At 66.6% G+C, this 24957-nt stretch carries 25 protein-coding genes and 4 tRNA genes; 18 read left to right on the top strand and 11 right to left on the bottom strand.

Annotated features, from left to right (window positions below; all coding sequences use genetic code 11):
- The first annotated feature begins 105 nt into the window (after positions 1-105).
- The 6 genes from rnc to nagZ all read left to right on the top strand — a co-directional run bounded on the left by rnc (position 106) and on the right by nagZ (position 5491).
- On the top strand, positions 106-1377 hold the full coding sequence (gene rnc / locus KDW55_RS01670) for a ribonuclease III (RefSeq protein ID WP_059543777.1): 1272 nt from the start codon (positions 106-108) through the stop codon (positions 1375-1377).
- A gap of 60 nt (positions 1378-1437) precedes the next feature.
- Entirely contained in the window at positions 1438-2337 is a 900-nt protein-coding gene (era, locus tag KDW55_RS01675; RefSeq protein WP_040143767.1) for a GTPase Era, read from the top strand.
- Positions 2324-3163: a DNA repair protein RecO gene (gene recO, locus KDW55_RS01680; RefSeq protein ID WP_040143768.1), complete on the top strand. Its 840-nt coding sequence runs from the start codon at positions 2324-2326 to the stop codon at positions 3161-3163. Before era ends, recO begins: the two co-directional genes overlap by 14 nt.
- Positions 3160-3936: a pyridoxine 5'-phosphate synthase gene (gene pdxJ / locus KDW55_RS01685; RefSeq protein WP_040143769.1), complete on the top strand. Its 777-nt coding sequence runs from the start codon at positions 3160-3162 to the stop codon at positions 3934-3936. The genes recO and pdxJ overlap by 4 nt, the downstream gene beginning before the upstream one ends.
- A gap of 69 nt (positions 3937-4005) precedes the next feature.
- Positions 4006-4434: a holo-ACP synthase gene (acpS, locus tag KDW55_RS01690; RefSeq protein ID WP_040143770.1), complete on the top strand. Its 429-nt coding sequence runs from the start codon at positions 4006-4008 to the stop codon at positions 4432-4434.
- Positions 4435-4462: 28 nt separating this feature from the next.
- Positions 4463-5491 carry a beta-N-acetylhexosaminidase gene (gene nagZ, locus KDW55_RS01695; RefSeq protein ID WP_040143771.1) on the top strand — a complete coding sequence of 343 codons (1029 nt, stop codon included), beginning with the start codon at positions 4463-4465 and terminating at the stop codon, positions 5489-5491.
- Positions 5492-5656: 165 nt separating this feature from the next.
- Here the strand turns inward: nagZ and KDW55_RS01700 are convergent, their stop codons facing one another.
- The 3 genes from KDW55_RS01700 to earP all read right to left on the bottom strand — a co-directional run bounded on the left by KDW55_RS01700 (position 5657) and on the right by earP (position 9205).
- Entirely contained in the window at positions 5657-7042 is a 1386-nt protein-coding gene (locus KDW55_RS01700) for a sigma-54 dependent transcriptional regulator (protein WP_040143772.1), read from the bottom strand.
- A gap of 269 nt (positions 7043-7311) precedes the next feature.
- On the bottom strand, positions 7312-7869 hold the full coding sequence (efp, locus tag KDW55_RS01705) for an elongation factor P (RefSeq protein WP_034206788.1): 558 nt from the start codon (positions 7867-7869) through the stop codon (positions 7312-7314).
- A 139-nt stretch (positions 7870-8008) separates the two neighbouring features.
- Complete coding sequence (gene earP / locus KDW55_RS01710) at positions 8009-9205, bottom strand: elongation factor P maturation arginine rhamnosyltransferase EarP (RefSeq protein WP_212159853.1); 1197 nt, start codon at positions 9203-9205, stop codon at positions 8009-8011.
- Positions 9206-9281: 76 nt separating this feature from the next.
- Here earP and uvrC point away from each other — a divergent pair, with 76 nt between their 5' ends.
- The 6 genes from uvrC to KDW55_RS01740 all read left to right on the top strand — a co-directional run bounded on the left by uvrC (position 9282) and on the right by KDW55_RS01740 (position 12677).
- Positions 9282-11330 carry an excinuclease ABC subunit UvrC gene (uvrC, locus tag KDW55_RS01715; RefSeq protein WP_059543773.1) on the top strand — a complete coding sequence of 683 codons (2049 nt, stop codon included), beginning with the start codon at positions 9282-9284 and terminating at the stop codon, positions 11328-11330.
- 108 nt (positions 11331-11438) lie between these two features.
- A complete protein-coding gene (pgsA, locus tag KDW55_RS01720) occupies positions 11439-12026 on the top strand; it encodes a CDP-diacylglycerol--glycerol-3-phosphate 3-phosphatidyltransferase (RefSeq protein WP_040143775.1) in 588 nt (195 codons plus the stop codon).
- 144 nt (positions 12027-12170) lie between these two features.
- Positions 12171-12246: transfer RNA gene (locus KDW55_RS01725), tRNA-Gly, on the top strand.
- A 53-nt stretch (positions 12247-12299) separates the two neighbouring features.
- Positions 12300-12375 (top strand) — tRNA-Gly (locus tag KDW55_RS01730).
- Positions 12376-12426: 51 nt separating this feature from the next.
- A tRNA-Gly gene (locus KDW55_RS01735) sits at positions 12427-12502 on the top strand.
- 101 nt (positions 12503-12603) lie between these two features.
- Positions 12604-12677: transfer RNA gene (locus KDW55_RS01740), tRNA-Cys, on the top strand.
- Positions 12678-12829: 152 nt separating this feature from the next.
- Here the strand turns inward: KDW55_RS01740 and KDW55_RS01745 are convergent.
- Together KDW55_RS01745 and KDW55_RS01750 are read right to left on the bottom strand one after the other, a co-directional pair.
- Positions 12830-13378, bottom strand: coding sequence for a GNAT family N-acetyltransferase (locus tag KDW55_RS01745; protein ID WP_212159855.1), 549 nt, complete (start codon positions 13376-13378; stop codon positions 12830-12832).
- Positions 13375-14034, bottom strand: a complete 660-nt coding sequence (locus tag KDW55_RS01750; RefSeq protein WP_059543769.1) for a helix-turn-helix domain-containing protein — start codon at positions 14032-14034, stop codon at positions 13375-13377. The genes KDW55_RS01745 and KDW55_RS01750 overlap by 4 nt, the downstream gene beginning before the upstream one ends.
- A 145-nt stretch (positions 14035-14179) precedes the next feature.
- Between KDW55_RS01750 and KDW55_RS01755 the strand changes: the two genes are divergently transcribed.
- Together KDW55_RS01755 and map are read left to right on the top strand one after the other, a co-directional pair.
- The gene (locus KDW55_RS01755) at positions 14180-14416 is read left to right on the top strand and encodes a ParD-like family protein (protein WP_040143778.1); all 237 of its coding nucleotides are present in this window, start codon (positions 14180-14182) and stop codon (positions 14414-14416) included.
- Complete coding sequence (map, locus tag KDW55_RS01760; protein ID WP_059543767.1) at positions 14416-15222, top strand: type I methionyl aminopeptidase; 807 nt, start codon at positions 14416-14418, stop codon at positions 15220-15222. Before KDW55_RS01755 ends, map begins: the two co-directional genes overlap by 1 nt.
- A 125-nt stretch (positions 15223-15347) precedes the next feature.
- Here the strand turns inward: map and KDW55_RS01765 are convergent, their stop codons facing one another.
- A complete protein-coding gene (locus KDW55_RS01765; RefSeq protein ID WP_040143780.1) occupies positions 15348-15854 on the bottom strand; it encodes a GAF domain-containing protein in 507 nt (168 codons plus the stop codon).
- A gap of 145 nt (positions 15855-15999) precedes the next feature.
- Positions 16000-16917 carry a LysR family transcriptional regulator gene (locus KDW55_RS01770; RefSeq protein ID WP_040143781.1) on the bottom strand — a complete coding sequence of 306 codons (918 nt, stop codon included), beginning with the start codon at positions 16915-16917 and terminating at the stop codon, positions 16000-16002.
- 110 nt (positions 16918-17027) lie between these two features.
- Here KDW55_RS01770 and KDW55_RS01775 point away from each other — a divergent pair, with 110 nt between their 5' ends.
- Positions 17028-17894 carry a pirin family protein gene (locus tag KDW55_RS01775; RefSeq protein ID WP_212159856.1) on the top strand — a complete coding sequence of 289 codons (867 nt, stop codon included), beginning with the start codon at positions 17028-17030 and terminating at the stop codon, positions 17892-17894.
- 124 nt (positions 17895-18018) lie between these two features.
- Positions 18019-18510: a GNAT family N-acetyltransferase gene (locus KDW55_RS01780; protein ID WP_040143783.1), complete on the top strand. Its 492-nt coding sequence runs from the start codon at positions 18019-18021 to the stop codon at positions 18508-18510.
- 19 nt (positions 18511-18529) lie between these two features.
- Here the strand turns inward: KDW55_RS01780 and KDW55_RS01785 are convergent, their stop codons facing one another.
- Genes KDW55_RS01785 through KDW55_RS01795 form a run of 3 tightly spaced genes read right to left on the bottom strand, consistent with a single transcriptional unit; the run spans position 18530 to position 20520 of the window.
- The gene (locus KDW55_RS01785; RefSeq protein ID WP_040143784.1) at positions 18530-19402 is read right to left on the bottom strand and encodes a cytochrome c oxidase assembly protein; all 873 of its coding nucleotides are present in this window, start codon (positions 19400-19402) and stop codon (positions 18530-18532) included.
- A gap of 10 nt (positions 19403-19412) precedes the next feature.
- Entirely contained in the window at positions 19413-19853 is a 441-nt protein-coding gene (locus tag KDW55_RS01790) for a copper chaperone PCu(A)C (protein WP_212159857.1), read from the bottom strand.
- Positions 19854-19869: 16 nt separating this feature from the next.
- Positions 19870-20520 carry an SCO family protein gene (locus KDW55_RS01795; RefSeq protein ID WP_212159858.1) on the bottom strand — a complete coding sequence of 217 codons (651 nt, stop codon included), beginning with the start codon at positions 20518-20520 and terminating at the stop codon, positions 19870-19872.
- A gap of 282 nt (positions 20521-20802) precedes the next feature.
- Here KDW55_RS01795 and otsB point away from each other — a divergent pair, with 282 nt between their 5' ends.
- Positions 20803-21555, top strand: a complete 753-nt coding sequence (gene otsB, locus KDW55_RS01800; protein ID WP_040143786.1) for a trehalose-phosphatase — start codon at positions 20803-20805, stop codon at positions 21553-21555.
- Positions 21552-22931, top strand: coding sequence for an alpha,alpha-trehalose-phosphate synthase (UDP-forming) (gene otsA, locus KDW55_RS01805; RefSeq protein ID WP_040143787.1), 1380 nt, complete (start codon positions 21552-21554; stop codon positions 22929-22931). Before otsB ends, otsA begins: the two co-directional genes overlap by 4 nt.
- A 136-nt stretch (positions 22932-23067) precedes the next feature.
- Here otsA and KDW55_RS01810 read toward each other — a convergent pair whose 3' ends face one another.
- On the bottom strand, positions 23068-24897 hold the full coding sequence (locus tag KDW55_RS01810; protein ID WP_040143788.1) for an ABC transporter ATP-binding protein: 1830 nt from the start codon (positions 24895-24897) through the stop codon (positions 23068-23070).
- Positions 24898-24957 lie beyond the last annotated feature (60 nt).

The following is a 24957-nucleotide window of genomic DNA, read 5'->3' on the forward strand; positions in this document are numbered from 1 at the left end:
TTGCCGAACTACTTTAAGAACCGGCGGTAACACCGTCTCGTCACGCCTTTTCGCGTCCGGCCGTGCCGTTTCGGCCCGACCGGCGCCCGCGTTATACTCCTGCACATGCCCCTATCCCAGTTGGAAAGCCGGCTGCGCTACGAATTTCGCAATGCGGAATTGTTGCGCCAGGCTTTGACCCATCGCAGTCACAGCGCCACGCACAACGAACGGCTCGAGTTTCTCGGCGACTCCGTTCTGAATTGCGCGGTGGCGGCCCTTTTGTTCCAGCGTTTCGGCAAGCTGGACGAAGGCGATCTGTCGCGCGTGCGCGCCAACCTCGTGAAGCAGCAGTCCCTGTACGAAATCGCTCAGGCCCTGAATATTTCCGAAGGGTTGCGGCTGGGCGAGGGCGAGCTGCGCAGCGGCGGTTTCCGCCGCCCGTCGATCCTCGCGGACGCGTTCGAAGCCATCATCGGGGCCGTGTTCCTCGATGGCGGCTTCGAAGCCGCCCAAGGGGTCATCAAGCGTCTCTATATCCCGATTCTCGACCACATCGATCCGCGCACGCTTGGCAAGGACGCGAAGACGCTGCTGCAGGAATACCTGCAGGGGCACAAGATCGCGCTGCCGACCTATACGGTCGTCGCGACGCATGGTGCGGCGCACAATCAGCAGTTCGAGGTCGAATGCACGGTGCCGAAGCTCGACGTGAAGGTGTCGGGTTCCGGCGCGAGCCGCCGTGCGGCGGAGCAGGCGGCCGCGAAGAAGGCGCTCGACGAGGTGCTGGCGGCTGCGCCGATGCTTGCGGCGAAACCGAAGCGTTCGAAAAACGCGCGCGGATCGAAGCATGCGGAGCCTGAAATCGTGCCCGGCGTGAAGGGCGTACAGGAAGCGCTCGACCTTCGTTCTCCGGAACGAAAGGAGCGTGCGGCGGCGCGCGATGCGAAGGCAGCGGCCGCAGCGTCCGGCGCCGGTGCTGAGCCGGCCGAGCGGCCGGCGCAGGCTCCCATGGCGGCGATTCGCGCCGCGCACGTGGAAACGGGCGCGGACAAGGCCGACCGGCCCGCAAAGCAGTCGGCCGACAAACCTGCGGACAAGCCGTCCGAGAAACCGCCGGAGAAGACGTCCGATCGCAACGAGGCGGGCCCGCGCGCCGTGGACAAGCCGTCCGAACGCGCCGACAAGCCCGCGGAAGGTCCCCGCGCCGGCGACAAGTCGGCGGCTTCGCCGGCCGACCCCGCCGCGACGCCGGCCGACAAGCCGGCTTCGGGTTCCGACGTCGCGGCGCGGCCCGCTCCGCGCGCGCGCGATGCCGCGACGTCCGACACCGAGACGCCGGCCGGCGGTGCGAGCCTCGCTGCCGCCCAGGCGCGTGCGGCCGATGCCGGCCACTGAATTGCCCATCGATCGCGCCGCGCGCCGCGCGGCCGGTTCCGAACCTGTCTCCCAAACGATATGAACACTCCCGCTCCTACCGGTTTCCGCTGCGGCATGATCGCGATCGTGGGCCGTCCCAACGTCGGCAAGTCGACGTTGATGAACGCACTTGTCGGCCAGAAGATCAGCATCACGTCGCGCAAGGCGCAGACGACCCGCCATCGCATCACCGGCATCAATACGTTCGACGACGCGCAATTCGTGTTCGTCGACACGCCGGGCTTCCAGACCCGCCACAGCACCGCGCTGAACCGCTCGCTGAATCGCGCGGTCACGTCGACGCTCACGTCGGTCGACGTGATCCTGTTCGTGATCGAGGCGGGCCGCTTCGGGCCGGACGACCAGAAGGTCCTCGACCTGATTCCGCCCGGCATGCCGACGCTGCTGATCGCGAACAAGATCGACCGTGTGGCCGACAAGGCATCGTTGTTCCCGTTCATGCAGCAGATGAGCGGACTGCGCGAGTTCACCGAACTCGTGCCGCTGTCCGCGCAGCGTCCGGAAGACATCAAGCGCCTGCTCGACACGATCAAGCCATATCTGCCGGAAGGCGAGCCGATCTACGGCGAGGACGAGCTGACCGATCGCAGCTCGCGCTTTCTTGCGGCCGAAATCCTGCGGGAGAAGGTGTTCCGCTGGACCGGCGACGAATTGCCGTACACGAGCACCGTGCTGATCGACAAGTTCGAAGAGGAAGGGCGCCTGAAGCGCATCTTCGCGACGATTCTCGTCGAGCGCGATTCGCACAAGGCGATGGTGATCGGCAAGAAAGGCGAGAAGCTCAAGCAGATCAGCACCGAAGCGCGGATGGACATGGAAAAGCTGTTCGACGGCCCCGTGTATCTCGAGACCTTCGTGAAGGTGAAGAGCGGCTGGGCCGACAACGAGGCGGGGCTGCGCGCCTATGGGTACGAATGACGCGCTGACGTCGACCGAAGACGCGGTGACGGCCGGCGCGAACGACGCGCCGCTGCCGGCACCGCCCGAACCGCCGCGTCGCAAGGCGCGGCGCGCGACGTCTCGCACGTCCGATTTCCGCGTGACCGAGCAGCCGGCGTTCGTGCTGCACAGCTATCCGTACCGCGAAACCAGCCTGATCATCGACGTGCTCACGCGCGATCACGGCCGCCTCGCGCTCGTCGCGAAAGGCGCAAAGCGCCCGCACTCCGCGCTGCGCGGTGTGCTGCAGACGTTCCAGCCGCTGCTGCTGTCGTGGTCGGGCAAATCCGAGGTGCGCACGCTGACGGGCGCCGAATGGGTCGGCGGGATGCTGCCGCTCGGCGGCGACGGGCTGTTGTGCGGCTTCTACGCGAACGAGCTGCTGGTGAAATTCTGCGCGCGCGAGGATCCGCAGCCGCCGCTCTTCAATCATTACGTGCTGACGCTCACGCGCCTTGCGCACGGCGAACCGGCGGTGCAGGTGCTGCGCTCGTTCGAGCGCGTGCTGCTGCGCGAGACCGGCTACGCGATGGCGCTGACACGAACGGTCGCACGCCGCGCGGTCGAACCCGATCGGAGCTACGTGTTCGATCCCGAGCGCGGCGTGCGCAACGCGGACGACGACGTGCCGTCGCATTGGCCGGTGATTACCGGACAGACGTTGCTCGACATGGAGCAGGACGATTACCATCGAGCCCAGACGGTCGCGCAAAGCAAGACGCTCATGCGCTTCCTGCTGAACACCTATCTCGGCGGCACGCCGCTTGCCACGCGTCAGATCCTGATCGACCTGCAAAATCTATGAGCTTTTTCCTGACAACGCCCACCGTCATTGACCTCGGCGTGAACATCGACCACGTCGCGACGCTGCGCAACGCGCGCGGCACGCGCTATCCCGATCCGATCCGAGCGGCGCTCGCGGCCGAAGAGGCCGGCGCGGACGCGATCACGCTGCACTTGCGCGAGGACCGTCGTCACATCGTCGACGCAGACGTGCGCAAGCTGCGTCCGCTGTTGAAGACTCGAATGAACCTCGAATGCGCGGTGACGGCCGAGATGCTCGACATCGCATGCGACGTGCGTCCGCACGACGCGTGCCTCGTGCCCGAGAAGCGGGAGGAACTGACGACCGAAGGCGGCCTCGACGTCGCGGGCCGCTTCGAGGCCGTGCGCGCCGCATGCAAGCAGCTTGCCGACGCCGGTGTGCGCGTGTCGCTGTTCATCGATCCCGACGAAACGCAGATCCGCGCCGCACACGAAGCGGGTGCGCCGGTGGTCGAACTGCATACCGGCCGCTACGCCGATGCGCACGACGAAGCCGAGCAGCAGCGCGAATACGAACGCATCGTCGCCGGCGTGCAGGCCGGCGCGCAACTTGGGCTGAAGGTCAACGCCGGTCACGGTCTGCATTACACGAACGTGCAGCAGATCGCCGCGATCGACGGCATCGTCGAACTGAACATCGGCCACGCGATCGTCGCGCATGCGATCTTCGCGGGCTGGGACAACGCGGTGCGCGAGATGAAGGCGATCATGGTCGCCGCTCGCGTCGCCGCGCTGCACGGCGGAGTTCGATGACGATGCGTCGCGCGCGCACGCCGATCGATCGCGAGCCGGTATCGCCCGTTCATCGCCGCAGGAACTGACATGGCGATCTACGGTATCGGCACCGACGTCGTTCAGGTGAGCCGCATCGCTGCCGTTCTCGAGCGCACGGGCGGCCGGTTCGCCGAGAAGGTGCTCGGCCCGGACGAGCTGCGCGTGTTCCACGCGCGCCGCGCGCGCTCCGAGGCACGCGGCATCGCGTTTCTCGCGACCCGCTTCTCCGCGAAGGAAGCGTTCTCGAAGGCGATCGGTCTCGGCATGCACTGGCCGATGACGTGGCGCGCACTGCAGACCCTCAATCAGCGCAGCGGTGAGCCGTACGTCGTCGCGTCCGGCGAACTGGCCGGCTGGCTCGCCGCGCGCGGCATTACCGCACGCGTGACGGTCAGCGACGAACGCGACTACGCGGTGTCGTTCGTGATCGCCGAAACCGATGCCGCGCCGCCGGCACCGCCTCCACTCGTTCCTTGAACCATTCCCTGACAGACTTCCCGATTCGATGAAAACGACTCCCGGCCCGGTCATGCTCGACGTCGTGGGCACGACGCTGTCGCGCGACGATGCGCGGCGCCTTGCGCATCCGAACACCGGCGGCGTGATCCTGTTCGCGCGGCATTTCCAGGACCGCGCGCAACTGATCGCGCTGACCGATTCGATCCGCGCGGTGCGCGACGACATCCTGATCGCGGTCGATCACGAAGGCGGTCGCGTGCAGCGGTTCCGCACCGACGGTTTCACCGTGCTGCCGGCAATGCGCCGGCTGGGCGAGCTGTGGGATCGCGACGTGCTGCTCGCGACCAAGGTCGCGACCGCGGTCGGCTATATTCTGGCCGCCGAATTGCGTGCGTGCGGATTCGACATGAGCTTCACGCCGGTGCTCGATCTCGACTACGGGCACTCGAAGGTGATCGGCGATCGTGCGTTCCATCGCGACCCGCGTGTCGTCACGCTGCTCGCGAAAAGCCTGAACCACGGGCTGTCGCTCGCCGGCATGGCCAACTGCGGCAAGCATTTCCCCGGGCACGGTTTCGCGGAGGCTGACTCGCACGTCGCGCTGCCGACCGACGACCGGCCGCTCGATGCGATCCTCGACCAGGACGTCGCACCGTACGACTGGCTCGGACTTTCGCTGTCCGCGGTGATTCCCGCTCACGTGATCTACACGCAGGTCGACAAGCGGCCGGCCGGCTTCTCGCGCGTGTGGCTGCAGGACATCTTGCGCGGTCGATTGGGCTTTACCGGCGCGATCTTCAGCGACGACCTGTCGATGGAAGCGGCGCGCGAAGGCGGCACACTCACGCAGGCGGCCGATGCGGCGCTTGCCGCCGGTTGCGACATGGTGCTCGTATGCAACCAGCCGGACGCGGCGGAGGTCGTGCTGAACGAACTGAATGCGCAGGCGTCGCCCGAGTCGGTGCGGCGCATCAAGCGGATGCGCGCGCGCGGCAAGGCGCTCAAGTGGGACAAGCTGATCGAGCAGCCCGAGTATGTGAGCGCGCAGGCGCTGTTGAGCAGCGCGCTCGCGTGAACCGGTAGGGCGGCGTAACGTCGCGTCGTTCCAGTCGGCGAAACAGTCGCCGGAAACGAAAAGCCGCGCTTTTGCGCGGCTTTTTCATGGGAGTGCGAGAGGCTGGCAGTCTATCGCGCAACTAACGGTCGGTCGTCGACAGCGCCCGCAACGAGCGCCGGCCGGTCAGTTGACCTTCATCCGCTGCAGCTTGTTATACAGCGTCTTCGGGCTGATGCCGAGCAGCGTCGCTGCGCGATGGCGCGTGCCGCCGACCGCGTCGAGCGTTGCGCGAATCAACAGATCCTCGACGTCGGACAGCGGCGTGCCGACCTTGATCTGCACGCTGCTGCCGTTCAGCGCGGCACCGGCCGCGAAGCTTGCTTCGCCGGCACGGAGCGTCTCGATGAAATCGCCGGACGCGTCATACGCGAAGCGCACGCGCTCCTGAAGTTCGCGCACGTTGCCGGGCCATTCGTACGTCAAGCATTCGCGCACGAAGCCAGGCGCCGCGCGTTTGTCGGTGGTGCTGCGGCCGGTCGCGCGCGCTTCACGGTTCAGTTCGTCGATCAACGCGTCCGCGATCGCGAGCGCATCGCCGTCGCGTTCGCGCAGCGGCGGCATCGTAATCGATGCCGCATCGAGGCGCAGCCACAGATCCTCCCGCAGCGTGCCGTTTGCGACCGCCTCGCGGGCCGGGCGGCGCGTCGCCGCGATCAGCCGGAAGTCGCTCGCGATCGAACTGGTGCCGCCGATGCGCATGAAGTTCTGCGAGTCGAGCGCATGCAGCAACGCTTCCTGCAACACGAGCGGCAGTGCGGTGATTTCGTCGAGAAACAGCGTGCCGCCGCCGGCCTGTTCGAACAGGCCGGATTCGCGGCGCTCCGCGCCGTCGAACGCGCCGCGCTCATGGCCGAACAGCACGCTGTCGAGGGAGGCGCCGTGACGGCCGGCCTGCGCGAGCGTCCGGCAGTCGAACGACACGAACGGCCCTTTACGGCGCCGGCTCAGGTCGTGCAGCGTGCGCGCGGCCAGTTTCTTGCCGGTGCCGGCTTCGCCCGAGAACAGCACGGCCGTTTCGGTGCGCGCGTTGTGCTCGATCATGTCGTACACGTGCTGCATCGCCTCGCTTCGGCCGACCAGCGCGCCGAAGCGGCCGAGATGGCGCAGCGACGCGCGCAGCGTCTGGACTTCGTCGATCAGTTCGTACGGCCGAGGAATCCGGGCCAGCAGGCTGCGCAGGCGCGGAATGTTGATCGGCTTCAACAGGTAGTCCCAGATGCCGTGGCGCAGGCCTTCGATCGCGCTCTCGACCGTCGCGTTGCCCGTCAGCACGATTACCGGCAGCGAACCGTTCGGCTGCTGCTGCGGCAGATGCTGGAGCAGGTCGAACCCGCTGCCGTCCGGCAGGTTCAGGTCGACGAGGACGACGTCGGGAATCGAGCGGCCGAGCGCCGTGCGCGCCTCGGCGAGCGACGTGGCCGTGTCGACGGAGAAGCCGTCTGCAGCGAGCAGCGCGGTCAGGCCGGACAGACTGTTGGGATCGTCTTCGACAATCAGGGCGTGTGGCATGGTGGACGCGAGTCGAGTCAAGAGAGGCGAGCTGTCGGCCACGGAGCCGGCCGCAGCCGCATGTCAGATTAAAGACTGATTCTATGCCCCGCTGAACGCCTGACGCGCATTATTTCTTCGTCGCTATAAAACAGTTACCGATGATACAAATTGAATACCTTTAGTGCTGGATTTTGTGTTCGTGATGACACCGAAGCGTGCTGCTGTTGGCGGCGGACAAACAAAAAGCGCCCCGAAGGGCGCTTTGTTCGACACGGAAATCGCAGCGATTACGCGCGGCTGCGGTATTCGTTCGTGCGCGTATCGATTTCGATCTTGTCGCCGGTATTGCAGAACAGCGGCACTTGCAGTTCGAAACCCGTTGCGAGCTTCGCGTTCTTCAGCACCTTGCCCGACGACGTGTCGCCCTTGACCGCCGGTTCCGTGTACGTGATCTCGCGGACCAGGATCGTCGGCAGTTCGACGGAGATCGCCTTCTCGTTGTAGAAGACGACTTCGCACGCCATGCCGTCTTCGAGGTAGTTCAGCGCTTCGCCCATCATTTCCGCTTCGACTTCGTACTGGTTGTAGTCGGCGTCCATGAACACGTACATCGGGTCGGCGAAGTACGAGTACGTCACTTCCTTGCGGTCGAGCACGACGACGTCGAATTTGTCGTCGGCCTTGTAGACCGATTCCTGGCCTGCGTTCGTCAGCAGGTTCTTCATCTTCATCTTGACGACGGCGGCGTTACGGCCCGACTTGTTGTATTCCGTCTTCGCGATGACCCATGCGTCGCTGCCGATCTGCACGACGTTGCCTACGCGGAGTTCCTGTGCGGTCTTCATAAAAAACTGTCCTGATCCAATCAAATAAATAGGTGCCTGAGCGTGGCGCAACGGCTGACGGCGCAAGCGGGATGCGTTCCGGCGGGGGCGCCCCGGGCTCGAATGCGAGCGCTTGCGTGGTCAGCCGTCGGATAACCGCTTATTTTAACTGAGATTTTGCGTATTCCGCCAGCTTTCCGGCGAGATCGCCGACGCGCGCGAGCGCGTCCGCCCAGCGGGCTGCATTCGCGTCGAGCGCTGCACGGTGCTGCAGCAGATCCGGCCAGTCCGGCGTGCCGGCGCCGTTCCAAGCATGCCAGAAGCGCTCGAGCGCCGCGCGCGGCGCGGCGTCGAGCCCGGCGGACAGGTGCGCGAGCGCGGCGTCGAGCTTGGGCAGGTGCGCATCGTCGGCCTGCGGGTAGATGTGCCACACGAACGGCTTGCGCGCCCACTGCGCGCGGACGAACGAGTCCTCGCCACGCACGAAATTGACGTCGGCGACCCATAACAGCGCATCGTAGTCGGCCTGCGGGACGAACGCGAGCCCGTACGCGGTGAGGTTTCCGGCCGTCGCGCGCGCACCGGCGCCAAACGACTCAACCCCGAAAAAGCGCGCGACGGCCGGCGATACGCGACCGGCCGGCACGAGCGCGACGACGGCGGACGCGCCGTCGCGCCATTGCGCGAGCAGCGCGTCCACGGCCGGATTCTCGTACGCGAACAGGCTCACGACCGTCGTGCCGCGGGGGGGCGGCGCGCTGCCCGTCGCGCGTTGCCACCACGCGGCGCGTGCGGCCGCGTCGGCTTCGAACGCGATGCGGCGCGTGTCGAGATCGCGCTCCTTCAGCACGCCGCCGGTGCCGGCAGACAGCCCGGGGAAGAAGAATGTCTTCAGCAGCGGATAGCGCGGGTGCGGAGACGGGCGCAAATGGAAATCGGCAACCCAGTCCTCCGCGCTCAGATATTCGAGGTTGATCCACACCGGGCGGCGCGCGCGGCGGGCCATCGCCGCGAGATAGGCGCCGGGCAGCTCGCACGCGAACGCTTCGATCACGACATCGGCGATCTCGAGCGCGTCGCCGACTTCCGCATGCCAGTGTTCGACGACGATGCCGTCGATCGTCTGCCGCGCCGCATCGGGATCGACCCCGGGCTGCAGCCGCGCAAACGTGCGCAGGTCGTCGATGAAGAGGCGCATCTGCCACCCGTGTTCGTGCGCGAGTTGGCGCGCGAGCCGCCAGCACACGCCGATGTCGCCGAAGTTGTCGATCACGGTGCAGAAAAGGTCGCACGCAATCGGTTCGCCGGGCGAGAGCGGTGCAGGGCGGGGGGCGGAGGCGGGGGCGGTGCTGGGCATCGAAGCGGGCCGGTGAATGCTCTAAACTGGCGATTCTAATGGACCCGCTCCGCGCCACAAGGCGCCCGGATCACGCATGACATCCCCAGAAGCCGCCGACCTCCCGTTCGAACCGAAGAAAATCCTCGCGCAGTTGCCGCACATGCCGGGCGTCTACCGCTACTACGACGCCGCGGGCGCCGTACTTTACGTCGGCAAGGCGCGCGACCTGAAGAAGCGCGTGTCGAGCTATTTCACGAAGACGCAGCTGTCGCCGCGCATCGCGATGATGGTCACGCGCATCGCGCGCATCGAGACGACCGTCACGCGTTCGGAAGCCGAGGCGCTGCTGCTCGAGAACAACCTGATCAAGGCGCTCGCGCCGCGCTACAACATCCTGTTTCGCGACGACAAGTCGTATCCGTACCTGAAGCTCACCGCGCACCGCTTTCCGCGCATGGCGTACTACCGCGGCTCGGTCGACAAGCAGAACCAGTATTTCGGGCCTTTCCCGAGCGCGTGGGCCGTGCGCGAGAGCATCCAGATCCTGCAGCGCGTGTTCCAGTTGCGCACGTGCGAGGACTCGGTGTTCAACAACCGCACGCGGCCGTGCCTGCTGCATCAGATCGGGCGCTGCACGGCGCCGTGCGTCGGTGCGATCTCCGAGGACGATTACGCGGTCGACGTGTCGAACGCCGCGCGCTTCCTGCTCGGCCGGCAGTCGGAAGTGATGAAGGAGCTCGAGCAGAAGATGCACGCATTCGCGGCCGAGCTGAAGTTCGAGCAGGCCGCGGCGGTGCGCAACCAGATGAGCTCGCTTGCGACGGTTCTGCACCAGCAGGCGATCGAAGTCGGCAGCGACAGCGACGTCGACATCCTGGCGGTCGTCGCGCAGGGCGGACGCGTGTGCGTGAACCTCGCGATGGTGCGCGGCGGCCGGCACCTTGGCGACAAGGCTTATTTCCCGACGCACGTCGAAAGCGCGCTCACGCTGGCCGAGGGCGGCCTCGGCGACGATGCGGACGCGGCGAATGCAGCGGCGACCTCGGACACGCTCGACGCGAGCACCGCTGCGCTGCCCGACCAGCCTGCGGAGGAGCCGGCCGGCGCGCGCGACGCCGGCGCATCGATCGAAGCGGAAGTGCTCGACGCGTTCATCGCGCAGCATTATCTCGGCAACCGCGTACCGCCCGTGCTGGTCGTGAGCCACGTACCGGCAAGCCGCGACCTGCTCGAGCTGTTGTCCGAGCAGGCCGGCCACAAGGTGTCGCTGGTGCGGCAGCCGCAAGGGCAGCGGCGCGCATGGCTGACGATGGCCGAACAGAATGCACGGCTCGCGCTCGCGCGGCTGCTGTCCGAACAGGGCTCGCAGCAGGCGCGCACCCGCGCGCTGGCGGAGACGCTCGGGTTCGAATGCGACGATCTCGCGACGCTGCGCATCGAATGTTTCGACATCAGCCATACGATGGGCGAGGCGACGCAGGCGTCGTGCGTCGTCTATCACCATCACAAGATGCAGTCGGGCGAGTACCGGCGCTACAACATCACGGGCATCACACCCGGCGACGATTACGCGGCGATGCGGCAGGTGCTTACGCGTCGCTACGAGAAGATGGTCGAGCAGGCCGCGCAGGCAGCGGCTGCCGACGACGCGGCGGGCATCGACGGCGAATCGACGCACCGGGCCGAAGCATCGAGCCTGCTGCCGAACATCGTGCTGATCGACGGCGGCAAGGGGCAGGTTGAAATCGCTCGCCAGGTTTTCACCGAGCTTGGGCTCGACACGTCGATGCTGGTCGGCGTCGCGAAGGGCGAGGGTCGCAAGGTCGGGCTGGAGACGCTGGTGTTCGCGGACGGCCGCACGCCGCTCGAACTCGGCAAGGAGAGCGCCGCGCTGATGCTCGTCGCGCAGATCCGCGACGAGGCGCACCGCTTCGCGATCACCGGAATGCGCGCGAAGCGGGCGAAGGCGCGCCAGACGTCGCGGCTCGAGGAGCTCGAAGGCGTCGGCGCGAAGCGCCGGCAGCGGCTGCTGGCGCGATTCGGCGGGCTGCGCGGCGTCGTCGCGGCCAGCGTCGAGGAACTGGCGAGCGTCGACGGCATCTCGCATGCGCTCGCCGAGCAGATCTACAAGCAGCTTCATTGACGAGGCCGTGCGACCGGCTGCATCTGCCCGCGAGCCCGCGTTTCCCGCGTTCTTGTGGCAGGCCGGTCGACACGGCACAATTGCGAATCCTTTACTGACCCGCAAGCCATGCCGTTCAATTTCCCGATTTTCCTGACGTGGGTCCGGATCGTGCTGATCCCGCTCGTCGTCGGCGTGTTCTATCTGCCGGACACGATGATGGGCGGTGCGCACCGCAATCTCGCGGCGGCGGCGATCTTCATCCTGGCCGCGCTGACCGACTGGTTCGACGGGTTTCTCGCGAGAAAATGGAACCAGACTTCGTCGTTCGGCGCATTCCTGGATCCTGTCGCGGACAAGTTGATGGTAACGGCGGCGTTGCTGATCCTCGTGCAGATTGCGCGGGTGGATGCGGCGATCGCGCTCGTGATTGTCGGCCGCGAGATCGCGATCTCGGCGCTGCGCGAGTGGATGGCGCAGATCGGTGCGTCGAAGAGCGTCGCGGTGAACCAGCTCGGCAAGTTCAAGACCGCGTGCCAGATGGTCGCGATCCCGATGCTGCTGTACTACGGCCCGTTGCCGCTCGGCATCGCGACGATCGACACGCGCGTGTGGGGCGAATGGCTGATGTATCTCGCGGCGGTGCTGACGATCTGGTCGATGCTGTACTACATGAAGCTCGCATGGCCGCAGATTCGTGAGCGCGGCGGCGCATGATCGTCGTCAGGGCAGCAGGCGGCGCAGGTTTTTGGAAAAAGGGCTGGAAAAGCCCTTGACATACGAATGTGCCTTCGACATAATCTCGCTTCTCCGCTGCACGACGAAGTAAGTGTGTGACGGGGAAGTAGCAGTGCAGCATATGCGGGAGTAGCTCAGTTGGTAGAGCGCAACCTTGCCAAGGTTGAGGTCGCGAGTTCGAGACTCGTCTCCCGCTCCAGATTTTTTCTGGCAGCGTGTTGAGCGGCAAAGCGCTGCAGATGCAGGACCCATGCGGGAGTAGCTCAGTTGGTAGAGCGCAACCTTGCCAAGGTTGAGGTCGCGAGTTCGAGACTCGTCTCCCGCTCCAGATTTTTCTGGCAGCGTGTTGGGTGGCAAAGCGCTGCAGGTGCAGGACAATGCGGGAGTAGCTCAGTTGGTAGAGCGCAACCTTGCCAAGGTTGAGGTCGCGAGTTCGAGACTCGTCTCCCGCTCCAAGTCATGGGGAAGCCACGCTTCCCTTTTTATTTGATGGACTGATGGTCATCGAATAAAGAATCTGTCGTTTGCCGATACGGCATGCGGACAGTCCGCTTTTGGCGCGATAGCAAAGCGGTTATGCAGCGGCCTGCAAAGCCGTTTAGGCCGGTTCGACTCCGGCTCGCGCCTCCAGGTAGTATGAGAAAAGCCCCGCTTCGGCGGGGCTTTTCTTTTGCGCGCGCGAATGCCGACTCGTGATGCCGATGAGCATCGGCGTCATCACCGTGCGCAGGGCGGTGGGGCGCTGATCGAAGCCGCCGCATCCCCCTGCGCGAACCCGACGATCAACCATCCACCGGCTGCGCCGGCGTATCGAGCCTGAGCTGATAAAACGCCGCGTCGAGCCAGCGCCCGAACTTGAAGCCCGCTTCGGCGATCGTGCCCGCGTGTACGAAGCCAAGCCGCGTATGCAGCGCGACGCTGCCGCCGTTCGTCGCGTCGATGCAGCCGACCAGCACGTGCACTTGCGCGTCCCGCGCGCGCCGGATCAACTCGCGCAGCAGCAGTTCGCCGAGCCCGCGGCCGCGATGGTCGCGGTGTACGTAGACGCTGTGTTCAACCGTGTACTTGAACGCAGGAAACGCGCGAAACGTACCCCAGCTCGCGAAACCGACCAGCGTGCCCGCTTCGTCCACAGCGCCGACGACAGGAAAACCGCCCGCGCGCTTCGTCGCGAACCATGTGACCATCGCTTCCGGCGGACGCGGCCGGTAATCGTAGAGCGCGGTCGAGTTCACGATCGCATCGTTCAGGATGTCGAGGATGGCCGCGGCGTGGTCGGCCTCGTTGCAATCGATCAGGCGCACGTCGTCGCGCGGTGTCGGGGAATTCATAGGGGCTCCTGCGCCTGTCGGCTTTGAACGGATGAGATGCTGCGTGCGCCGACGGCGGCGGATGCATCGCAGATCGCGACGACGTAGCGCGCGGCGTGCGACGACGGGTTGCTGAAAATCAGCGGCTGATCGAGCCGCATGGCCAGACAGTCGCCTTCGTGAAGCGCATGCAGCTGATCGCCCAACGTGACGTCTACACGCCCATGGACGACCCACACCTGTTGGTGCAATGCGCTTTCGCGGCCGCCGGAGTCGTACGCGACGCGTGCACCGGGCGGGAAATCGACTTCGACGAGCTGGAGCGGCGACGGCCAGCCGGCCGGCGACAGGTTGCGCCGCACGTAACCGGACGCCGGATCGCGCCATTCCGTCTGCTGCGCGCGCCGCGCGAGCGGTTGCGCAGGCGCGTCGCCGCGATCGCCGCCGAACAGCCCGGCCAGCGACACGCCGAGGCCCGCCGCGAGCTTGTCGAGCACGACGGCCGTCGGGCTTGCCGACGCGCGCTCGATGAGCGAGATCATCGAACGGCTGACGCCGGAACGCGCGGCGAGCGCATCGAGCGTATAGCCTCGGAGCGTGCGCAGCTCGCGCACGCGCCGCGCGATGCGATCGTTGATGCCACTGTCGTCGGCGGGTGTGCTGGCTAATTCTTGCATGATGGATCGATTCTCCAGCAAACTGGAATTGGAAGTCAACGGCCATCCCGACGGCTGGACCGACGGGCCAACAATCCTTCGCTTGCCCACCCGACGATGCGAGCGTAATATACGAAACGACTATATTTCGTTTAATTGGAGACATATGGGAATCATCAAGATCTCCGAGCACATGCACGAACGGCTGCGCTCGACCAGTACCGCGCTGAGCCGCTCGATCAATGCGCAGGCCGAGCACTGGCTGCGCGTCGGGATGCTGTCGGAACTCAATCCGTCGTTGTCCTACGGCGATATCTGCCGGATGCTGATCGAGACCGAAGCGCGCGGCGGTGATGCGGGCGCGGCGGAACCGGTGGCTCACGGCATCGAGCAGGTGGCGTGATGGCGAAGCGCGAAATTCCGATCCGCGGTGCTGCGGAAATCGCCAAGTCGCGCGAGGCCGCGAAGCTCGCGTCGCAGGTGCTGACGATGATCACCGACCACGTGAAGCCGGGTGTCACGACTGACGAACTCGATGCGCGTTGCCGCGAATACATCGTCGACGAACTCGGTGCGATTCCGGCGAACATCGGCTACCACGGCTATCCGAAAACGCTGTGCACGTCGGTCAATCACGTCGTCTGTCACGGCATTCCGTCGTCGCGGCCGATGCGCGACGGCGACATCGTCAACCTCGACATCGCGGTGATCAAGGACGGATGGTTCGGCGACACGAGCCGCATGTACTTCGTCGGCGAGCCGGGCGAACTGGCGCGGCGTCTCGTCGCGGTGACCTACGAGGCGATGCATGCGGGGATTCGTGCGGTGCGGCCTGGCGCAACGCTCGGCGATGTCGGTTACGCGATCCAGCAGGTCGCGCATCGCGAAGGGTTCAGCGTGGTCCGCGAGTACTGCGGGCACGGGATCGGCGACGTCTACCACGACGAGCCGCAAGTGCTGCACTATGGCCGCCCCGGCACCGGCGTCCCGCTGCGCCCCGGCATGATCTTCACGATCGAGCCGATGCTGAATGCGGGCAAGCGCGATACGCGCGTGCTGGCGGACGGCTGGACGGTCGTCACGAAGGACCACTCGCTGTCTGCGCAATGGGAGCACATGGTCGTGGTCACGGAGCAGGGCGTCGAGATCCTGTCGGACGACGTGACGCCTAAAGCATTCGCAGCTGTTTCGGGCACGCACGCAGCCTGACGGCCACGGCATGCTCGCGCATGCCGCAACGTACGACGGGCCCCGTCAGGGGCCCTTGTCATTGACGCGTGCGCGGTGCGGTCGGCAAGCGAGCGTCTTTGCAGACGTGGCCACCCGCGCGACGCTTATCGGTCGCGCGTCTTCTCCCAGGCGTGTTCGACGAACACACGGCACAGGGCTTCCATTCCGTTACGGTCTTCGTCGTCGAAGCGTGCGGCGACGGGGCTGTCGACGTCCCACACGCCGATCAGCGTGCCGTCGGCGGCTACCAGCGGCACGACGATTTCCGATTCCGAGGCCGCGTCGCACGCGATATGGCCCGGGAATTCATGCACATCGCGCACGACCTGCGTCTCGCGGGTCTGCGCGGCCGTGCCGCACACGCCCTTGCCGAGCGCGATCCGGACGCACGCGGGCTTGCCCTGGAACGGTCCGACCACGAGTTCCGATCCGTCGAAGAAATAGAAGCCGGCCCAGTTCAGACGGTCGAGCGAGTGATAGACGAGCGCCGAGAAATTCGCGGCGTTCGCGATGAGGTCGCGCTCCGATTCGACAAGTGCGCGCGCCTGCTCGACGAGCGTGGCATAGAGTTCGGTCTTGGAGGCGTGAGGGTCGGTGGACAGCGTGAACATGGCTGGATGGCAAAAGAGTGTGATGAACAGCGGATTGCGAAAAGCGCGGTGCGCGTCCCGCAGTCTACGGCACGCGCGGCCTGTGTGCAGCGCCCGGCTCAGGGGCGCGGTGGCGAATGCGCCGCGACGGCGCTTGCAATGCCGCTCAATCGGGTTCGAGCTGGGCGAACCGCTCGGCCAGGAAATCGAGCAACGCGCGCACGGCCGGCAGCAGCCCGCGCCGCGACGCGAATACCGCATGCACGATTTCGCGGCGCGGCGCCCAGTCCGGCAGCACGGTGACGAGTTCACCGCGCGCGACTTCGTCGCGCACCATCATCGTCGGCAACTGCACGATGCCGACCCCCGCGACCGCAGCCGCGCGCAACGCGAGCATGCCGCCCGTCACGAGCCTCGGCTGGTGGTGGATCTCCGCTTGCGCGCCGGCGGGGCCGCGCAGCCGCCATACATGCGTGGCCTGCGGCACGCCGTGATCGAGACTCGGCAGGCGCGTGAGATCGGCCGGCACGGCCGGCACGCCATGCTCGTGCAGCAACGCAGGGCTCGCGACGAGGCACTGGCCTCGCTCGGCCAGCACACGCAGTGCGAGATCGCTGTCTTCGAGCGGCGGCGGCCGCACGCGGATCGCGACGTCGATCCCTTCACCGACCACGTCGACGCGCCGGTTGGTCGCCTCCAGATGAATCTCGACGCGCGGGCACGCGACCATGAACGCGGCGATCATCGCGCCGACCAGCGAGTCGAGCAGCACGACGGGGCAGCTGATGCGCACGATCCCGCGCGGCTCCTCGTGCAGCAGCGCGATCGCCTCGTCGGCGGCATCGGCCTCGACGAGCATCGCGCGGCAATGCGCGTAATACGTCTGACCGACGTCGGTGACGGTGAAACGGCGCGTCGAGCGCTGGATCAGCCGCATCCCTAGCCGCGCCTCGAGCAACGCAATGCGCCGGCTCAGCTTCGATTTCGGCATGTTCAGCGCGCGCCCGGCAGGCGCGAACCCGCCGTGCTCGACCACCTGCACGAAGTAATAGAGATCGTTCAGATCCCGTTCGTTATCGTTCATCAAATAGAACGCTGAGTGCGATTTCGGCAGTCTACCGGATCGATCGTTCCATCACTATATTCGTACTCAGGATGCGAAACACGTGTTTCGCCGCAATTCGGAGAAGGCAAATGAAGAAGATCCAGGGTGTTTATAGCGCGCCGCGCGGTCATTGGGTCGGCGACGGTTTCCCGGTGCGGTCGATGTTCAGCTATCAGTCTCACGGCGCCCACCTGAGCCCGTTCCTGCTGCTCGACTATGCCGGGCCCGCGAACTTCGAGCCGGCTTCGGCACCGCGCGGCGTGGGCCAGCACCCGCACCGCGGATTCGAAACGGTGACGATCGTCTATGACGGCGAAGTCGCTCACCGCGATTCGACCGGCGCGGGCGGTACGATCGGTCCGGGCGACGTGCAATGGATGACGGCCGGGAGCGGGATCCTGCACGAAGAGTTCCACTCGGACGCATTCACGAAGCGCGGCGGGCCGCTCGAGATGGTGCAGCTGTGGGTGAACCTGCCCGCCGCCGACAAGATGAATGCGCCCGGCTATCAGACGATCCTGAACGCCGATATCCCGGTGGTCGACCTGCCGGACGGCGCGGGCCGTGCGCGGATCATCGCAGGCGAGTTCGACGGCCGGCGCGGGCCGGCCCGCACGCATACGCCGATCGACGTGTGGGACGTGCGGCTGGCGGCCGGTGGACGCGCACGGTTGCCGATCGCCGAAGGGCGCACGCTCGCGGTGGTCGTGCTGAGCGGTGCGGTGCTGGTGAACGGCGAGACGATCGCCCGCGAAGCGCAATTCGTGCAGTTGAGCCGCGACGGCCGCGACGTCGAACTCGAAGCGAACGGCGACGCCAAGCTGCTGATCCTGAGCGGCGAGCCGATCGATGAGCCGGTCGTCGGTTACGGCCCGTTCGTGATGAACTCGCAAGAGGAAATCCGGACCGCGATCGACGATTTCAACAGCGGCCGCTTCGGCCGGATGCCGGCCTGACCGACGAGCCCCGCGCGATGCGGGGCTTTTTTTCATGCGCGCGTGCCGTCGCGCGCCATGTGCGCTTCGAGGCATAATCGACGATTGCCGCGCGCCGGCCGGCGCGCCCGAATCAGGACCGCACATGAACGCTTCAGCACTCGCCGCATCCCCGCGCGCCGCCGATCTGGACTGGCGCTGGAAATTCTTCGACGCGCTGACGACGCGCGAGCTCTATACGATCCTCGACGCACGCAGCGCCGTGTTCGTGGTCGAGCAGAACTGCGTGTATCGCGACATCGACGATGCGGATCCGGCGGCGTGGCATCTGGCCGCATACGATCCGGCGGGACGTCTTGCCGGCTATCTGCGCGTGCTGCTGCCGGATGCGCAGCACACCGACGTGCGCATCGGCCGCGTGCTGACGACCGCGCCGTTTCGTGGCGCGGGCCTCGGCAACACACTGATTTCGCGCGCGCTCGAGCACATCGACGCGCAGTGGCCGGATACGCAGGTGAGCCTGCATGCGCAGGCCCATCTGCAGCGCTTTTACGGAGCGTTCGGTTTCACGCCGAGCTCGGACGTGCACGACGAGGACGGCATCCCGCACGTGTGGATGACCCGCGCGCGCGGCTGAGCCGCGGCGCGGCAAGCGCTCAGTGGGCGGCGCGCGTCTCCGACGGGCGTTCCGTGCGCCGTGCGGCGGCGCGTTCGTCGATCAGCCGGCCGCGCGCGGACAGCCGCAGCCAGTGTCGCAGCGCGATCAGTGCGCCGATCACACTCATCATCGAACCCGGAATCCACAGCAGCAGCCCACCGATCTGCTGGTCGCGCAGCGGGCTCAGCCACGTGAACGCGCGGCCGCAGATCGAATAGATCGGATACAGCTCGTGCGGCGTGAAGAAGATCAGCGCGCCGAGCGCGATCTGCGGCGGGATCGCCGCGACGACGATCAGGATCCGGCGGCCCGGCGAAAGCCGCGCGGGCGGTGCGGGCCGCGGATCGACGACGAGCCACCAGAACAGCAGCCCGTCGATCACCATGCTCCAGTTCATCACGCGATACAGACGCCAGTCGAGCATCGCGATGAAGTGGATCGGCGACAGCAGCCAGAAATAAATCAGCCCGACGAACAGCACGACCGCGACGACCGGATGGAACAGCACGTCGAGCGTCTTGCGTACGGGCGCCCATGCGAGCGCGGGGCGCACGAAGCGCTGCCGCCAGCGAAACGGAATGCCGGCGCGGATTGCCGCGCCCGGGTAGGCGAGCGCGATGAAGAACGGCCCGAGGTGATGCAGCACGAGATGCTGCGCGCGATGCATGAAGAATTCATGCTCGAAGAAGTAATCGAGCCGCGTATGCAGTGCGATGTAGAGCGCCGTCAGCCCGAACCAGAACGACAGCTGGCGCAGCGGCGACACCTTCGCTTTCTTCACGCCGCGCGCGAACAGCACGGCGGCCGCCAGCACCGCGACGACCACGGTCGGCGACGGTTCCCATGGATCGAGCCAGTACAGGACGTTCATCGCGTACGCATCACTTCGCCTGCGCCGGCGACTTCACGGCGAATGGCGCGTCGATCGTTTCGCCGTCGGAAAATTTCAGGCGCAGGCGCACGGTGTCGCCGGGCCTGATCGCATGCTTCGGCTCCTCGAGCATGAAGTGATAGCCGCCCGGCGCGATGTCGACCTTGCCACGCGCCGGGATCGTGAGCTTGTCGACCATTTCCATCTTTTGCGTCGAGCCGTTCGACACCGTCTGGTGCAGCATCGCCATTCCGTAGTCGGGGCTGTCGACGTCGACGAGATCGACCGGCTTGTCGCTCGCATTGACGATGGTCACGTACCCGCCGGCGGGCAGCTGGTTCGGCAGCCAGCGTACCCATCCGTTGTGCGCGGTGATCGCGCCAGCGGCGTACGCAGTCGCACCGGTGTACAGCGCGGCGAGGAGGGCGAGCGTTTTCAGGGTCGTCTTCATGTCGGTGTTGAGCATTTCAGGAGATGGCGGGGGCGGTGTCGATGATCCGGCGCACGTCGGCGGCGATCGCGTCGGGCGAGTCGCCGTCGGTGGCGAGCAGGCGCGCGCGGCCGTTCGCGTCGAAAATATAGACGGCCGAACTATGCGTGACCTCGTAACCGCCGGACGGATCGCGTTGCTCCATCTGGTAGGCGACGCGATAGCGTTTCGCGAGCGATTCGATCTGGCCGTCGCTGCCCGTCAGGCCGCGCGCGTGCGCGGCGTCGAATGCCGCAACGTACGACTGCATCGCCTGCGGCGTGTCGCGTGCGGGATCGACCGACACGAACAGGATGCGCACGTCGTTCGCCTGCGGGCCGAGTTTCGCGAGCACTTCCATCAGTCGCGCCATCGTTTCCGGGCAGACGTCCGGGCAGTGCGTGTAGCCGAAGTAGACCAGCGCGACGCGGCCGCGGAACGCGTTCGCATCGACCGGACGACCGTCGCCGCCGGTCAGCGTGAACGACAGGTCCGGCAGGTGGCCGGTGACGTTGGTCAAGTGCCAGTTCGGTTCGTCGTGCGTGCACGCGGCGAGCGCGACAGCGGCGCCCAGCGCGGCAATCGCGCGAACGAGGAAGCGGCTAAGGCGGGGGAAACGCCGGTGCGGCGCGGAACGGGCAGACGACATCCTGGGGCTCGATCGGACGGAACGGTCGCCGGCCGGCGCGGCGCCATGCGTCGCGCGGCCGGCGGTTGCCGACTGTAACGCAATTCCCGCGCCCGCGTCCTTTCGAAACCCGTACGGTACGAGCTGGCGGGGCAATATGTCGCAGTTGACGAGGGCCGCCGCGCACGACGCGTCGAGCGCCGGATTCGCCCATCTCGGTACGCAGGCGCGGTAATATGCGCACAATTCCATTCTCGCAGCGGCGGCCCGCGCCTGCAGGCCGCTCCTCAGACCATCGACTCGATGCAATCCGTTCCGGCTTCCTTGTCCCTGACCGATACCGCGTTCTTTTTCGACTTCGACGGCACGCTCGTCGAGCTCGCGCCGACGCCCGACAGCATTCATGTGCCGCCGTCGCTGCTGACGCTGCTCGACGCGCTGCGGCGCCGCTCGCACGGCGCGGTTGCCGTCGTGTCGGGGCGCGGGATCGACAACCTCGACACGTTCCTGAACATGCCGGACCTGCCGATCGCGGGCCTGCACGGCGCCGAGCGCCGCGACGCGAACGGCGACACGCAGCGCATCGGCTTCAACGACGAACGGTTGCTGCGCATCGAGCGCGAACTCGCGGCCGTCGTCGATCGCCATCCTGGCATGCTGCTCGAAATCAAGGGGGCGGCCGTCGCGCTGCACTATCGCAACGCGCCGGAGCGGGAGCCGGCCGCGCGCGAAGCGGCCGAGCGCCTCGTCGCCGAATATGCGGACGCTTACGTGCTGCAACCCGGCAAGATGGTGTTCGAGATCAAGCCGAAGGGCGTCGACAAGGGACGTGCGCTGGCCGCGTTCCTCGACGAGCCGCCGTTCGCGGGCCGCGTGCCGCTGTTCGCGGGCGACGACCTGACCGACGAGAAGGGTTTCGCTGTGGTCAACGCGCGCGGCGGCTTGTCGATCAAGGTCGGCGCGGGCGAGACGTCGGCGCGCATGCGGCTTGATTCGGTCGACGCGCTGCACGCGCAGATCGCCCGCTGGCTTGGTGTGGAGCAGCCGGGCGCATGAGCCGACTCATCATCGTTTCAAACCGCGTCGCACCGATTTCGGAAGGCGAACCGGCGGCGGGCGGCCTCGCGATCGGCGTCTACGACGCGCTGAAGGAGACGGGCGGCATGTGGTTCGGCTGGAGCGGCGAAGTCGTCGCGTCCGGTGCGCCGCAGATTCGCGTCGACGAGCATGGCCCGGTGACGTTCGCGACGATCGGCCTGTCGCGCCGCGATTACGATCAGTACTACCGCGGTTTCTCGAACGCGACGCTGTGGCCCGCGTTCCATTACCGCGCGGATCTGATCCAGTATGACCGCCACGAGTTCGACGGATACCGCCGCGTGAACGTGTGGCTCGCGCAGCAACTGGTGCCGCTGCTGCAGGACGACGACGTGATCTGGGTGCACGACTATCACCTGATCCCGTTCGCGCGTGCGCTGCGCGCGGCCGGGGTGAAGAATCGCATCGGATTCTTCCTGCACATTCCGTTTCCGGCCGCGCAGGTGCTTGTCAACGTGCCGCCGCATCGCGAGCTGGTCGAGTCGCTGTGCGCGTTCGACCTGCTCGGTTTCCAGACCGAACCCGATCTGCGGGCTTTTTGCGACTATGTCGAGTTCGAGGCCGGCGGCGAAGTCGTGCGCGAAGAACGAACGGTGCGCGTGAATGCGTTCGGCAATTCGCTGCGCGCGGCCGCCTATCCGATCGGCGTCTACCCGGACGAGATCGCGTCGCTCGCGCAGGCGGGCGAGACCGGCAAGGCCGTGCGCACGCTCGCGACGTCGCTGCGCGGGCGCCAGCTGATCATGAGCGTCGACCGGCTCGATTACTCGAAGGGGCTCGTCGAGCGCTTCCGCGCGTTCGAGAAGCTGCTCGAGCATCAGGCGTCGATCCGCAATCGCGTGTCGTTCCTGCAGATCGCGCCGTCGACGCGGGCCGACCTGCGCGCATACCAGGACATCCGGCTGCAGCTCGAAGCGGAGTCGGGGCGCATCAACGGCCGCTACGCGGAGCTCGACTGGGCGCCGATTCTCTATATTCACCGGCAATACGACCGGCAGGTGCTGGCCGCGCTGTATCGGCTCGCTCGCGTCGGCTTCGTGACGCCGCTGCGCGACGGGATGAACCTCGTCGCGAAGGAATACGTGTCCGCGCAGAATCCGGACGATCCGGGCGTGCTGGTGCTGTCGCGTTTCGCCGGCGCCGCGCGCGAGCTGACGGGCGCGCTGATCGTCAACCCGATCGACATCGACGGGATGGCCGATGCGCTGTCGCAGGCGCTGACGATGCCGCTCGCCGAGCGGCGCGCGCGTTATTCGGACATGATCGCGCAGCTGCGCGAGAACAACGTGTCGGTGTGGCGGGACAATTTCTTGCGCGATTTGCAGCGCGCGTGACCGGCGCACCGCGCGGCGGATGTCGCGCGGAAACTGGCCGGTACCATGAAAAAACCCCAAAAGTTGGCGTCCAACTTTTGGGGTTCGGTTTGGCGAAGTACGACGGCGGTTTTATCGGTTTGCGATTGCCACGACGTTATGCCACGCGTTCGCCGCTCGGTGCGGTACCGTCGGGCACGTGATGGCGGCCCTGCTGTTTCGCGAGCAGGTCGCGGTACAGGCCCGGGCGGCTGCGCAGCACGTCGGGGCTGCCGTCGTCGATCACCTTGCCGTTGCTCATCACGATGATCCGGTCGAAATTGCGCAGCGTCGACAGCCGGTGTGCGATCGCGATCACCGTGCGGCCGATCATCAGCCGGTCGAGCGCACTCTGGATCGCTTCTTCGGACGCGCTGTCGAGCGCCGACGTCGCTTCGTCGAGCAGCAGAATCGGCGCGTCCTTCAGGATCGCGCGCGCGATCGCGATGCGCTGGCGCTGGCCGCCGGACAGCTTCACGCCGCGGTCGCCGACGATCGTGTCATAACCTTCCGGCATCGCCTCGATGAACTCCGAGCAGCGGGCGTCGCGCGCGGCGGCGAGCACTTCGTCGCGAGTCGCGTCCGGGCGACCGTATGCGATGTTGTCGTAGATGGTCCGGTGCAGCAGCGAGATGTCCTGCGGCACGAGCGCGATCGCCTGGCGCAGGCTGTCCTGCGTGATCGACTTCACGTCCTGGCCGTCGACCATCACGGCGCCGTCCTGCGTGTCGTAGAAGCGCTGCAGCAGCGCGAGCACCGTCGATTTGCCGGCGCCGGACTTGCCGATCAGGCCGACACGCTGGCCGGGCTCGATATGGAGGTCGAAGTGGTCGAGGATCGCGCGACGGTGCGGATACGCGAACGTCACGCGTTCGAAATCGACGCGTCCGCCCTTGGGCGACAGCGGCTGCGCGTCGGAGCGGTCCGGCATTCCGTGCGGCTCGAGCAGCGTCTTCACGGCTTCCGACAGGCGGGCGATGTGCTGCGTGACGTCGACGAGCGCGACTGCGAGATCGCGCGTGCCGTGCAGGATCGTGAAACCGAGCGAGCTGACGAGCACGATATCGCCGGACGTCGCGCGGCCCTGGTCCCACAGCCACAGCGCCCAGCCGAGCAGGCCGGCGGACAGCATCGCGGTGATCACGGCGTGCAGCAGGCGCAGCTTCTCGAGATAGAGCAGGCTTTGCTGGCGCGCGTCCATCTCGGCCTTCACCGTCGCACTGAAGCGCTTCTGCTCGCGCAGCGTCATCCCGAACGCGCGCACGAGGCCCATGTTGCCGATCACGTCGACAAGCTCGCCGTCGACCGCGGCTGCCTTCGCCGCGAACGCGTGATGGCGTGCGGAGCCGCGTCCTGCGAGCTTGAACAGCACGATAGCGAGCACGGCCGAACAGCCGAGCAGGCCCGCGGCCATCAGCGGATTCACGACGATGATCATCAGGATCGCGCCCAGCACCGCGATGCACGGCGGCAGCACGTTCCACGCCATCGTGTTCTCCGACGTATAGACGGCGTTCGACGTCGCGGTGATGCGGCTGGCGAGCGTGCCCGGCTGTTTTTCCGAGTAGTACGTCGGCGAATGGCCGATCAGATACTGGAACAGATCGCGCCGCAGGTCGCCGGTGACCGCGACGAACGTGTGCGCGGCGACCCAGCCGCCGACGCGCCACAGCAGGTTGTCGGCTGCGATCAGTCCGACCAGCAGCGCGAACGCGCTCCACAGCGGGCCCGGATGATGGCGCCCGGTCGCAAGCACGTCGATGAGGTGCTTGATCGCGTATTGCGAGCCGAGCGCGCAGCCGACGGCGGCCAGCACACTGCAGAGCACGACCAGGTGCGCGACAGGATGCAGGCGGATGTAGCGGAACAGGAACGCGATCGGCCGATGCGCGTAGCTCGACAGCTTCGCGTTGTGGGCGTTGCGCTGGGCGGGGGTGAGAGATTCCAAAATATGCGTGCGGTGATTCGGTGAGTGGGCGCGTCGGCCGGGTTGCGGCCGGCGAATCGC

Origin of the sequence: Burkholderia sp. AU19243 (assembly GCF_018148075.1) — a bacterium.
GTDB lineage: Bacteria > Pseudomonadota > Gammaproteobacteria > Burkholderiales > Burkholderiaceae > Burkholderia > Burkholderia latens_A.